This is a genomic window from Salegentibacter lacus (assembly GCF_020164555.1).
GTDB classification, from domain to species: domain Bacteria; phylum Bacteroidota; class Bacteroidia; order Flavobacteriales; family Flavobacteriaceae; genus Salegentibacter; species Salegentibacter lacus.
Map to the genome: position 1 here is coordinate 104415 of NZ_JAIQZB010000003.1, position 13709 is coordinate 118123.

The 13709-nt window shown below is 34.3% G+C and carries 9 protein-coding genes; 4 read left to right on the forward strand and 5 right to left on the reverse strand.

The window, feature by feature from the left end; all coding sequences use genetic code 11:
• Positions 1-142 precede the first annotated feature (142 nt).
• From mobB to LB465_RS03250, 4 genes are all read right to left on the reverse strand, one after another.
• On the reverse strand, positions 143-1162 hold the full coding sequence (mobB, locus tag LB465_RS03235; protein ID WP_224466942.1) for a MobB family relaxase: 1020 nt from the start codon (positions 1160-1162) through the stop codon (positions 143-145).
• Positions 1146-1685, reverse strand: coding sequence for a BfmA/BtgA family mobilization protein (locus LB465_RS03240; RefSeq protein ID WP_224466945.1), 540 nt, complete (start codon positions 1683-1685; stop codon positions 1146-1148). Before LB465_RS03240 ends, mobB begins: the two co-directional genes overlap by 17 nt.
• A 753-nt stretch (positions 1686-2438) precedes the next feature.
• Complete coding sequence (locus LB465_RS03245) at positions 2439-2888, reverse strand: JAB domain-containing protein (RefSeq protein ID WP_224466947.1); 450 nt, start codon at positions 2886-2888, stop codon at positions 2439-2441.
• A gap of 68 nt (positions 2889-2956) precedes the next feature.
• The gene (locus LB465_RS03250; RefSeq protein WP_224466949.1) at positions 2957-3301 is read right to left on the reverse strand and encodes a single-stranded DNA-binding protein; all 345 of its coding nucleotides are present in this window, start codon (positions 3299-3301) and stop codon (positions 2957-2959) included.
• Positions 3302-4327: 1026 nt separating this feature from the next.
• Here LB465_RS03250 and ccsA point away from each other — a divergent pair.
• Together ccsA and LB465_RS03260 are read left to right on the forward strand one after the other, a co-directional pair.
• The gene (ccsA, locus tag LB465_RS03255) at positions 4328-7516 is read left to right on the forward strand and encodes a cytochrome c biogenesis protein (protein WP_224466952.1); all 3189 of its coding nucleotides are present in this window, start codon (positions 4328-4330) and stop codon (positions 7514-7516) included.
• Between the two features lie 461 nt (positions 7517-7977).
• On the forward strand, positions 7978-8448 hold the full coding sequence (locus LB465_RS03260) for a hypothetical protein (protein WP_224466954.1): 471 nt from the start codon (positions 7978-7980) through the stop codon (positions 8446-8448).
• A 34-nt stretch (positions 8449-8482) separates the two neighbouring features.
• On the opposite strand, the gene LB465_RS03265 is transcribed toward LB465_RS03260, so the two are convergent.
• Positions 8483-10108 carry a hypothetical protein gene (locus LB465_RS03265; protein ID WP_224466957.1) on the reverse strand — a complete coding sequence of 542 codons (1626 nt, stop codon included), beginning with the start codon at positions 10106-10108 and terminating at the stop codon, positions 8483-8485.
• 381 nt (positions 10109-10489) lie between these two features.
• Here LB465_RS03265 and LB465_RS18350 point away from each other — a divergent pair, with 381 nt between their 5' ends.
• Positions 10490-11191 carry a response regulator transcription factor gene (locus LB465_RS18350; protein WP_317198416.1) on the forward strand — a complete coding sequence of 234 codons (702 nt, stop codon included), beginning with the start codon at positions 10490-10492 and terminating at the stop codon, positions 11189-11191.
• Between the two features lie 86 nt (positions 11192-11277).
• Positions 11278-13578 (forward strand): outer membrane beta-barrel family protein, encoded by a 2301-nt coding sequence (locus tag LB465_RS03275; protein WP_224466959.1) that lies wholly within the window; start codon positions 11278-11280, stop codon positions 13576-13578.
• The last annotated feature ends 131 nt before the right edge of the window (positions 13579-13709 follow it).

A 13709-nucleotide genomic window follows, 5' to 3' on the forward strand; every position in this document is an offset into this window, starting at 1 on the left:
TTGAAGATAAAGGGCATACCAACAAATAGCAATGATACTTAAGCCTTGTAATAGTCCATGGCGTTTAAGATTTATAAGAATGCTAATAAAGCTGGCAAACAGAAGATAAGCAAAAATATAGTAGAGTATCATCATTCATAGATTAATAGCCGATTGAGCTTGATTTTAAGCCCAACTCGATGGCTTTTTGAAATTGTTTTACAGCAAACCTAATCCGGGCATCTGGAATATTGGATACCCCGATTCCCGCAGTATTAAGTAGCCCCATCGCCATTTTTCGTTCGCTGGTAGGAAGTTTAAGTAAGAGCGAATAGTATTTTTTAGGGGATTGTATATAAGTTTTCCTGGAATTGTATTGCTCCACAAAGTTTCGTTTATAATTAAACTGCTTGTCAAAGGTCTTTTCGGCTTTGCTAAAAAAGGTATCCCTGTCAAACCCGCGCTTGATAGTTTTACCGTGCAGGCTTACTTCTGAAGCTTTGTATTTACTACCGGGAGAAAGGCTCACGGAGTTCGTCCTATCTTTCCTGCTAACGATAAGGTGCAAATGCGTTTGATTACCGGGTTTGGAGATGCCTTCATCAATTAATTTTTCACCGATTTTATGAGGAGCTTCTTTTTGAAGGTATTGGATTTCCTTCCTGATATTTTCAGGTGAACCTTTAATTTCTCCACGCTCTATTTTACGCAAGTCATTATTGAGTTTAGCTATTTGTTTATTATAGGAAGCATTTTCCAGCACTTCTTTGTCACGGGGGCCGAAGGTTCTGGAGAATTCCATTTTTGCATAATATTTAATATCCGAAACCTGTACGGGTCTGCCATTAATTTCGCGATTAAAGGAGCTGGCATAATCTTTCATCACCTCCCGGGTATAAGCTTTTAGTTTCTCCGGATCATTTTGGATATGTTGAAGCTCTCGCTGGGAGGGATTGATAGTCAGGGAATAATACCGAGGTTCAGTTGTTTTGAGTTTAGCGGTATTGCCATCAATTTCTTTAATCACTTCTTCCCGGGTAATATTTTCATTGGACTGGTCAAAGAAATACTCCTGGGCTTCAGGAGATCGATCGGTATTTTCTTTTTCCAGGTAATCTACAAAGTCTGAAACGCTCGAGGAAAAAGCAGGTCCAAGTTTCTGTGGGCTAATGGTGATGTACATGATATTTCTGTTTTAGTGATTCAATTTCAGAGAGCGGCAACTCGATTTTCAGGTAAGGTTTTCCGAAGGCTGGTTTCACCTGTTCAATTTGGTCCAGAAGGAATTTTAAGTCTCTTTCTTCCTGTCGAATTTCGGGTACATCTAATATTATTGGTGTGTGGGCTAGGGTATTTTGTAAGGCCTTTTCAAAGGAAGGAGGTAATTTCTTTTTGGCATTATCCGGTAGGTTTTCAAAAAGAGCCGCCAGCATTGCCTGGGTAGGTTTGGTCTGGGTAGTTTCAATATCCCTGACGATAGCTATAGAAGAGTCAATTCGTTTTTTAAGTACGTGTTCCAAAGATTTCATATTAGGGCCCAGATCCTGGAAAGGGGAGAGCTTATTCCTCTCGAAAAAATTAAGCATAAGATCAAGACTTGCTGATTGCGACCTGGAAATGCTTTTACAAAACTTCCGAAATTTCCGGGCGACTGAAGCTTTAATTTTCAGTCCTTCAAATGCTTCTTTTTGATAGTTTTTATCCATTTTTTCATAAAAAATTTAGCGTCTTTACTGGCTTCCCAGTCTTTTTTCATAAAAAAGTAAGACAGTAGTTCAGCCTTATCATATAAATTGATATTGGTTGATGGCCTTTAGCCTCAAATCCCACGCAAAAAAGGACTTAACATCGCTCTGCGTGTTACCCTCTTGCTGTCCCGTCCCGCCGTGCGGGACAATTTTTTCATTAGTTTTCCTGGTTTTAATTATACCGGCTAAAAGCTGAAATAATTAAAAAGAAAATTTTTTCAAATGCTATAAATTCGGTTTATAAAGAGATCAGTGAAAGTCAAAAAATTGAATCCTAAGAATTATAAACCTTAAAATATCAGCCTTATAAAGGTAAAATTCTAAGAACATTTAATAGGCTTGAAGGAGTGTAAAATAATAGTGTAATAGCCTTTAAAATCAATATGTAGCAAGGGATATTACTTTGGAAAGATTGGATGATTTCTTAAAAATATATCCTTTCATTTGATATCAAATCATTGCTGGAAAATCAGTTAGGAAATCTAAAATCAACTCCAAAAATGTTAAATTTTTATGGTCTAGGATTTTTAGAGTTTTTTTAATTGAACTTTTTATGATCGGGAAGAAAATGTAGAAGCCGGATAAAGTAGGGAAAAATTGATTTTTTTTAAATTATAATTAGCACGGGAAGTTTTAGAAGGCTCAGATATTTCATAAAAAAGCCCTTTTAAAAATTAAAAGGGCTTATTAGCAGGCTAAATTTAAATGGTATTATAAGATACCTTCATCGGCAAAACTAAAGAAATTTCCTTCTGGATTTATAATAAGGTGGTCCAAAACTTTAATATCAAAAAATGCGGCTGCTTCTTTGATTTTACGGGTGAGCGATTTATCTGGATGGCTTGGGCTGAGGGTTCCGGATGGGTGGTTATGAGCCAGGATTACGGCGGTAGTTAGGCTTTTTAAAACAACTGCAAAAAGTATACGTATATCTACTAAAGTTCCTGTAATACCACCGGTTGAGAGTGTATAAATACCTTTTACCCGGTTATTGTTATTCAAAAGCATTAGTTTAAAGCTTTCGTGGAGTTCAATATTGTCTTTATTCCAATTTTCATAAAAGACAGTCGCGGCTGTAACGGAGGAATTTATTTTAGGTAGTTCACTTACTTTGATATTCCCTGTATAGCTTACATTAATTTCATTAACTTTGATATTCATTATAATCAGTTTAAAGTTTTTAAGAGAAGAGGGCCTATTTTCGACGATGAAGCCCTCTTCTTTTTTAATTATGCTTCATTTGATTTACTGCCTAAAAGCAGAACTTCCTGAATAATCACTTCGGTTACGAATTGTTTTTTACCATCTTTATCCTCATAGGATCTTGAGGTTAGTTTTCCAGAGATAGCGATCTCTTTACCTTTATCTACATACTTTTCGATAATGTCGGCTTGTTTTCCCCAGGCTACAAGGTTGTGCCAGTAGGTTTGTTGTGTTTTCTCGTCTTCCACGTAGTAGAATTCATTGGTAGCCAATGAAAAACGGGTTACTTTTTTTCCACTTTCAAAAGTGGTTGTTTCGGGAGTGTTTCCCACATTTCCGATTAACTGAACATTGTTTTTTAAAGTACTCATAATTGAAAAGATTTATAGCCTTATCAAGGCGTGGTTAAAATAAATCCCTGAACCCTTCAGAGATTTTTTAAAAAAATCATTTACTTTTTTTATCCGGAGCGTTTTCCTTTTTTGATTTTCCTTTTTTACTGCGGATGATATGTACGTTGACTTTTTCATTTTCTATTAATTTTCATTTACTTCTTTTAGAGCCGTTTGCTGTTTCCTTTTTTGATGCTTATACATTTTCAAGATTTAGAATTAGGGAAGACTTATAAAAAGGAGGGCGGAGCCTGACTGGCTTATGCAGTCTGCACTAACTTCTAAATATTGGTATTTTGCATCTCGAAAAAGGTAAAGGACAGTACACGGCGGGAAGGGAATGAATGGGAAAAGAATTATTACAATATCATTTAAGCAACAGGAAAAAACTACTTCCTATTGAAAATAATATTTGCCTAAACTTATTTAATATCGGTTTTGCGAATAAAGAGTTGTATTATTTGAGCTTCAACTGAATATTTATGGGGTATAACAGAATCATACATCGCAAATGAAAACTTAAAAAAGAAGGAATAATTTTCGAATGTAAAATAATTTACGAGCTGAAGTTCTATGAAGGAACTATAAAATATTTTTAAAGCTTCAAGAAGGATAAACAAAATGCAGGTAGGAAACTGCATTTATATTTGTATGAGAGAGAATTGGATAATGCTACTTTTAAACAAGGGAGTGTTGATGTAGTGAGAATATATTTGGTGTCCACACAAAATGTTGAATTAAAGTATTTTTCCCATGCATACAGAAATAAGTCCACCTTTATACGAATTTTAGCAACAAAGTGTAAAACAAATATTATCTACTATTTTAAACTAAAATTTAAAAAATTCAAACTTTATTTTGTGAGTAATGGCAAACTTACAAACTCTTGAATTTTCATAATAAATTACAAAATATAATTAAAATTAGTATACGAGATTGTCTTTGGTTTTACGCCTGCAAACCGTTAAAATTTCTTAAATTCGCAGCCGTAAAAAGAGTTACTTCATGCAGGATAAAATAGCCTCTGTCATATTTTCTACACGTATTATGGCAGTCTTATTTGTGGTCTTTTCAATGGCCATGGCGTTCGGAACATTTATTGAAAGTTGGTATAGCATCGAAACCGCTAGAGTGTTAATTTATAACACCTGGTGGTTTGAGGGTATCATGGTGTTTTTTGTTATTAATTTCGCCGGAAATATTAAACGTTATAAGCTTCATAAGCGCGAAAAATGGTCTTCACTATTAATCCATTTATCTTTTGTACTTATTCTGGTAGGCGCATTTATAACTCGTTATATTAGTTATGAGGGTGTAATGCCAATTACGGAAGGTGAAACTACCAATGTGATGCTTTCAGAAAAAACCTATTTCACCACTTTTATAGATGGAGAAATTGAAGGTGAGCCTCGTCGGAGAGTTTTAGAAGAACCGGTACTTTTTGCTCCGGAAACAGAAAATAATTACGTACTCAACACCGATTATAACGGGCAACCGGTAACTATTGAAGCTACTAATTTTATATATGGAGCAAAGGAGGAGTTAGTACCAGCCGAAGATGGTGTAAATCATCTTAAAATTGTTGAGGCTGGAGGCGGAGAACGTCACGATCATTATCTAAAACAGGGTGAAGTTCAGAATATTCATAATGTTTTATTTGCCTTGAATGAACCTACCGATGGGGCTATTAATATAACTTTTGATAAAGAAAGCGGGGAATACACTATAAACTCGCCATTTGAAGGAGATTATATGCGCATGGCAGATCAGGAAAAAGGAAATTTGGTAAAAGATTCTACACAAAACCTGATGCTGCGTTCCCTCTATAATATCGGAGCTATGCAATTTGTAATTCCTGAGCCGGTGGTGAAGGGAAAATATGATATTATAAAAACCCCGGAAAAAGCTGATGGGCAAAGTGACGCCTTGAGTGTAAGAGTTACTTCTGAAGGAGAATCAGAAACCGTTACCTTAATGGGAGGGAAGGGAATTCCCAGCGAACCTCAAAAATTAGAACTCGCAGGGCTCGAATTTTATTTGAATTACGGTAGTAAGGAGATAGAATTACCTTTTGCTTTAAAGCTCAATGATTTTATAGCTGATAAATATCCCGGTACTGAGAGTAGTTACTCTGCCTTTAAGAGTAAAGTTGAAATTGTAGAAGAAGGAAAAGAAAATGTGCCTTATGAAATTTATATGAACCACGTACTGGATCACAAAGGTTTCAGGTTTTTCCAGGCCAGTTTTATGCCTGATGAAAGCGGGACAGTATTGTCGGTTAATCACGATTTCTGGGGAACCTGGATTACCTACATTGGTTATTTTCTATTGTATTTAGGTTTGATGCTTATTTTATTCGATAAAGGATCACGATTTGGAAATCTTAAGGAAATGCTTGAGAAAGTGAAGGAAAAAAAGAAAAAACTAAGTACAGTTCTTATTTTCTTTATGGCCACGGGTTCGATGTTTGCTCAAATTCCGGGAGACGAGCACGAGCATGCCGAATCAGCTAAAAGAGAAGTAGATTCTATTATTAAAAGTAATGCGATAAGCGAAGAGCACGCGGCAGAATTTGGACGTCTGGTAATTCAGGATGCAGGCGGTAGAATGAAACCGGCTAATACCTATTCTTCAGAATTGCTTCGGAAAATAAGTAAATCTGATTCCTACGAAGGTTTGAGTTCAGACCAGGTTTTGGTGTCACTAACCCAAAATCCGATGATTTGGTACAACGTACCTATTATTTATGTGGAAAAGCATAACGATAGTATACATAATCTTCTTGATGTACAAGAAGGAAAAAAATACCTAACCTTAAGTAGTTTCTTCGACGAAACGGGGAATTATAAGCTTTCTTCAGTACTGGATAAAGCCTACAAAGCTGCTGTTCCCAATAAATTTCAGAAAGATTTTATCAATACCGATAAAAAGGTGAATCTATTATATCGTGCGCTTCAGGGTAAGATTTTAAGAATTTTCCCAATTCCTGATCACGAAAATAATAAATGGATTTCCTATCCTGAATTAGAAGATGAAGGAGTGGTATTTAAAGGAATGGATTCGGTATATACCAAACAAATCCTCCCGCTTTATATGACATCCCTTTCTGATGCGGTCGAAACCGGAGATTATTCTAAAGCAAATCAGTATTTAGAAAGTATAAAAGGTTTTCAGAAAAAATTTGGGTCCGAAGTATTGCCTTCAGAAGATAAAGTTAATGCAGAAATCGCTTATAACAAATATGATATTTTTAGGAATATCTTCTGGATGTACATGCTTGCCGGCCTTCTTATGTTGGTTTTTGTCATTTTCCAAATATTCTATAATAATAAGATTGTCCTTTACCTTATAAACTCAAGTATAGCAATTATTGCGATACTATTTGCTTTACATACTGCCGGGCTTATTGCCCGCTGGTATATTTCGGGTCATGCTCCCTGGAGTGACGCTTATGAATCGATGATATATGTGGCGTGGGCAACGATGTTTTTTGGGCTAGCTTTCGGCAGGAAGAGTAATCTAACTATTTCTTCAACCGCCTTTGTGACTTCCATGATTTTAATGGTTGCACATTGGAACTGGATGGACCCTGCAATCGCTAATCTATCACCAGTGCTAGATTCCTATTGGGTAGTTATCCACGTTCCGGTAATTGTAGGTAGTTACGGCCCGTTTACTTTAGCAATGATTCTCGGGGTGGTTGCTTTACTGCTAATGATTATGACCACCGAGAAGAATAAAAAGAAAATGGACCTTAATATAAAGGAAATCACCATTATTACCGAAATGGCGATTACCGTGGGATTGGTCATGTTAACTATAGGTAACTTTCTTGGTGGCCAATGGGCTAATGAGAGTTGGGGACGTTACTGGGGTTGGGATCCTAAAGAAACATGGGCATTGATCAGTATTATGGTATACGCATTTATTATACATATGCGTTTGGTTCCCGGGCTTAGAAGTAGATGGTTTTTTAACCTAATGGCGGTAATAGGTTATGCCAGTATTATGATGACGTATTTTGGAGTTAACTTCTATTTGGCCGGTTTACACTCTTACGCAAGCGGAGATAAAGTGATTACCCCAACATTTGTTTATTACTGTATTGCTGGTGTTACCATTTTGGGAGCACTTTCTTATTGGCGTTTTCAGAAATTCTATTCAAAAAATAACAAAAAAAGTATTCGTAAATAAAAATTGACAACATTCTTATACCAAATGAAGCTTTTAAAAGATTAAATAATAAAGTTTAAGCTAAAGCTGTATTTGAATCTTAATTCTCTTTGAAGCGATTAAAGAACAAACAAGTTTGCTAGAGCTTGCTAAAATACTTCGCCATTTTATAATAAAATTGGCCTAGAACGGATGGAAACGATTTTTTAAACAAAGTCTTGGTCAAATGATTGCTATCAAAGGAAGAGATAAGCAGTAAAATCCAATTCAACGGTTCTTCTTTTTAAAAAATGCAAAATTCTTAATATTCATTGATTTGAAATCAATTACGAGTTTAAATGCGTGTTTTAATATGTTTAAGAATAATGAAGGATTGAGATGTTTAATTTTTGAAAGACTCCTGCAATGGTGTAGAACGTAGATCTGATATGTGAAACTTGATCTTGAGTATGCATCTTAATAAAAAATTCAAACCAATGTAAATGAACCAAAAAACTAAATTCAGCTTTCTCTCGATATTTGTTTGTGTAGTATTAACAGGATCAGCAATTGGATTTTTGTTTATAACCATAGATTCAAAAGAAGCTGGTATCGTTCTTCCAATACTTTTCTTATTATTTGTAACTTATTTCTGGCTCACAGAATTCAGGACAAGGGCGCATAAAATTGCAGTTTTTAAAGAAAAAATATCAAAAAAAGAATATTTTGGCTTAGGAAAAAGAAAGGAATACAGTTATAAAGAATTTGATGGTTATATAATAATCCAGCAACCTAATAAGGGAAGCACCTCAGAGTATATATTCTTAATAAAAGGCGATAGAAGAATAATCTGTTTATCAGAGTTCTATCACGTTAATTATGATAGAGTTAAATTAGAGATAGATAGTAAATTAAAATCCCTGGGACAAACGGAATATAATTTTAAAAGTGAATATCGAGAAATGTTCAGGTGAATCAGAACCTTCCTAATTAAGCTTTTGTAAATAATTACTTCTCGATAGTTTTATGAAATATATGTATTTCGTCATTATCTAATGAGCTTAAATGAAATGTGAAATTTCCCTTGGGTAAATAAAACATCCAATTATTGCCAGAATCTGTTCTCAAAGTTGCTTGAATGGGAACACTCTGAGTTTTGTAAATATCATACTCAGATTTTTTATAAATCTTTATCAGGATCTTTTCAGTTTCTAATGCGGCAAAGCGCTGAGGATTAATGGTAACTTTTCGCAAGTTTTCCTTTCCGAGACTGTTTAAAGTACTTACTTCTAAATTATTGATTATAAAGTAATCTACGGCTTTATCTAATTTTTTATAGCTATTGACTTGGCTACTGGGGACTAGAGTTAATTCACTCTGGGTATTACCAATAATATCTGCCTGGTTAATAGTGAGCGGATCTATTCCGGTTAGTTCTTTAAAGTAGGCTGCCATTCTCTTACCGGATTTTATTTCTTCTTCGATGATATGATCCAGACCGGCATAAACAAAAACCTTATGATCCGGATTTTGTTCAAGTACTTGGGCAATGTTCTGAGCCTGTCCAAGCTCTCTATTGATGTCCTGGTTTTGATTCTCATAACCTACCAATACAAACCCTAATTCTTTAGCCTTTCGGATAAACTGTCCAAAATTCGGCTCTCTTATATAATAACCAGAATTAAAGGTGGGATATCCCCTTTGATTTATTTTCCTATCCTGATTTTGATTTAGGGCTTCTAAAGCCAAATGGGTATAACCCACTTGTTTTAATTCTTCCAATAATTTTACAGCCAATACCCTGTGTTTAGGATACCAGTGGTTCTCATTGAGCATTACAACCCTGGTATTACTGGCCATTTGGGATATAGTATCAATAGCCTCTTTATTTATTTTAATCCCGGGATTTTGTAAGAGCGTATCAAGAATTGGTTTCAATTGTTTTTTTCTCTTGGATTCAAACTGTTCAATATATTCCTGATTATCGGAAAAAAGGGAATTTATAGTAGCTAAATATTGGAATTGCATCCACTCATTAGCATCAGTTTTCTCAACAGGGGCCATAATTATTTCTTCTTTAGCTTTGAGGTAATTGGGAGAATCCTTTACGGCATTGAATATCTTAGCATAAGTAAGTTTTTCTTTTACATCAGAATCTGTTGTTAGGGAATTTATGATAGATTCACCATCGGTGATAAGGGAACCTAGATTATTATTTAATTTTTCTGCCTCCATATATAAATAGGCAATTTTATCAGGGGTAACCTTTTTGAATAGCACTGTATTTGAAGCAGTATCTTTAGCTATTAATTTTCCTTTAGTATCAGGGTTATTACCATGGTTCTCCTTAAGAAACAAGTAGACCTTATATTCCGGGTTTACATTGGTAGCGCCATAGGATACAAGGTTTCTTACTTTAAAACCTTCAAAATGATCAATTTTTCTCTTAATATCTTTTGACCTTAATTCTTTTAAAGATTTCATTTTAACATCTCCAAAGTACTGGACTTGTAGACTAAGTGGTTCATTATATAACCTACTTTGATTGTAATAGTTGTATTTGCTTAACGGGTGATAGGATTGACAGGAAACAACAAACAAAATCACGCCTAATAGGATGAATAATTTTCTCATTAAAGTCATATAAAAATAAATCTTATACGTCCAATATAAAACTAATTATTTAGTTTGAAATAATTTAAATTGGAAATTTTTATCTCGAGGAATTTGAAATTGAGAATCGGAGTGTAATATAAATACAATCAGAAATAAATCAGAATAGGGGATAGCCTAATTATTAAGCAAAATTGTTCTCCATCAGGATCAACTGAATTCCTTTAGGGAAAAAAGTAAATGCATTAGATTTTTAATTATTTAAAAAACCGTATTAACTTTAAACTTTATCTTTTTTCTATTAGTATGAATCAGGTTACCTTATTTATAATTGCCTCAATATCTTATTTATCTATAAATGGATATAGTATCAATTCAGAGACAACATCTCAATTTTATGATGTGAAGGAGAATAAATCACACTCCACAGTAACTTCTGAACAAAAACAAGTCCTCCAAGATACCCTTAACAAATTTGAGCAAACAATTTCAAAAGGTAAATTCCCTGATACGAAAGTTTGGGATTCTAAAGCTGAGAAAGCCTGGATTGATTACCGTCTTTTCGAAAGTGATTTAAGGACAGATTACGATCCTGATAAGTACTTGGATAAGACCAAGGCCTTTCTAAAAGATTCAACAAAAATTTTAATAGTCAAACTCAAAGGCCTGCAAACTTTGGATGAAAAAGGACTGCTTATAAAAGATATTATCCAAAACGAAAATTATTATTTAGCATTACTGGAGGAATTTGAAAAAAGTGAATTACCGCCAAGAAGTTACCTCTATTTTGAAAATAAGATTAGAAAAGTTTGTCTTGACCAGGCAAACGGTAAATTTCAAACCAGCCTAATCCTGAATTTTGTAGGACTTGTTGCCATTGGAGGCTTGACTTTTGGCTTTATCAAAAATAAAAAAGTAAAATCTTCTGTGAGCATTTTGAGTAAACAAGAAAAAAAGGTCAATGACCTTATCATTGAAGGTAAAACTAATAAAGAAATAGCTGGCGAACTTTTTATTAGCGTAAGCACCGTAAAAACACATACCACCAATATATACAATAAGTTAGGAGTTAAAAATCGAAAGGAGTTACAGGCTAATAATTAATTTCCTACTGGTACTAGTCCTTTTTTCAAACCCGTAATTCAGGTGATAAAGGATTTGAGATAGTTTCTTCGTTTCAAATTTATGAAATGAAAACTATCGTCTTACTTATCTGTTTGATAACTGGAATTTCCGGTTATAGTCAAAAGGAATTTACCGTATCTGGCACTATTTCTAATGAACAGCATAAGAAAATTTCCATGGGCCAGGCCTATCTCCTAAACCAGGAAGGACAGCTTATTGATTTTGGTATTTTAGAAAATGGCAATTTTACGATTAGGGCTGAGAGCGGTAAATACCAGTTAAAAATTGAAGTACTGAATTATGAAGTTCATCAGACTCCTATTGATTTAAATAAAAACATAAATTTAGATATTAAATTAACTGATCTCCCGCAGCAATTAGATCAAGTCGAAATTGTCTCGAAACGAAAAACAGTATCCTATAAAAATGGAAATATTAATATCAATGTCGAAAATTCCATTTTAGAAACACTTCCCCAAACCAAAGATCTACTCACTAGGCTTCCAAAAATACAAGTGAGTCCTGATGGAGAGAATCTAAGTATTATTGGGAAAGGAACTCCACTGATTTACTTGGGAAACCAACAAATACAATTTGAGGAACTCAATTCCATTCCCGTTACCAATATTAAGAATATTGAAATTATAAATAATCCTGGTGCTCAATTTGAGGCTGAGGGAAGTAGTGCCATTGTAGTACACCTAAAGGATAACCTGGAAGAAGGCGTCCATGTGAACATAGCTGAAACAGCATCTTTTAAAAGAAGATTTAATAATTATGCATCTACCGCTGTCAATTATAGAAAAAACAATATAGGGGTTACTGCTAATTTTGAATATAACCAGCTTCATCATTGGGAAAGTAATCAATCCGAATTCACACTTCTCAACGAGGATATTTATTCGAAGTATCTTGTGGTAACTTCAGCTCCACGACCGCAGATCATATCCGGGCTTCTGTTATCTTATAACTTCGACAAGGACACGGAACTTTCAACAAGTATCAATTACAGGACCCATTACGAAGATTTCCCGATAGAGACAGAAACATTGTTTCGAAAAGATTTTCAGAACGTAGATATTACCACGCTAACCCAGAATAAAACAAAAAAAAGCTATTTAAGCTCTCAGTTGAATTTTAATAAATCACTTTCAAAAGAACAAAACCTATTTTTAGGTGCTCAATACTCCTGGTATGGACAGGATTTAAAAACAGAAATTTATAACAGTATTAACCAACAGGGATATGAATTTTTAGATTTCAGGGATCAGGATTTTGGGATCCGAAGGGGTAGTATGCGCGTTGATTATGAAAATAAATTCAGCACATTAATAGACTTTTCATTAGGAGCCAATCTGAGCTTAGCCGGAGCTAACGCATACACATTCATTGATTCACAAACCAAAAACTACCGATATGAAGAATCCATTTATGCCACCTATGCTGATTTTTCGGGAAGTCTAAAAAGATTTGAGTATCAAATGGGTTTGAGAATGGAAAAAAGTCTGGTAAAAGGTGCTTATGCAAGTGAAGAGAATTTGCTAATAAACCGGGACAACATTAATTGGTTGCCCTCACTTCAAATTAATTATTCTACAAAAAATGATAGCCAATTATCTTTAAATTATAAGAGAAGTGTACAACGGCCTAATTATTCTAATGCCAGTTCTATTACTGCTTATTTAAATCCATTTCTGGAGTTCTCCGGAAATATTAATTTAAAACCAACTTATACCGACGAAATTTCCCTGAGTTATCATTGGGACAAATTCACTTTGGGCTTTAGTTATTATACCCAGAAAGACCCTGTGTATTATACCGCCTATTTTAATGAAAATATGGAACGCTTAATTATGGCACCTAATAATTTGGAAAGAGAAAATGGAATGTACCTGGAACTTACCGCACCTTTTACTTATAAATTTCTGACTTCTTATAATACGGCATTGTTAGCTTATACCAAGATACAAGATGCCGAAGGAATACAGTCATTTAACGCAAAGCCTTTTCTATATTACTATTCCAATAATGAATTCAATATATTACCCAAAACTAAATTTGCCATTAACTTTTGGGGGCAAACTACCCGGTTTGAAGGAATTTACAAAAGGAATGCCATGGTTGTGGTAGGTGCATCCATTTCAAGAACTTTTTTTGAAAAATGGCAGCTAAGTTTAAACCTGAATGACCTTTTTAAGCAATTGAATTACCGAGAACGCTATCAGATCAATAATATCCGAACTGACAGTATTTTCTTTGCAGACGGTCAGGAAATAGCCATCGGTATAAAGTATTCATTCGGAAAAGAATTAAAAGATCTAATCCAGCAGGAAATGGTAGATGAGGAATTGGATAGGGTCAATTGAAATTAGTGTTCTAAACTTTTTAGCTATCTTTAATTTCTGACCCATCCGAATGAAAGATTATTACTTACTATTTTCGCACGACTTTTTTTACTTAGATTCTTATCCGAAACTTATGATTATTCTAAATAGCT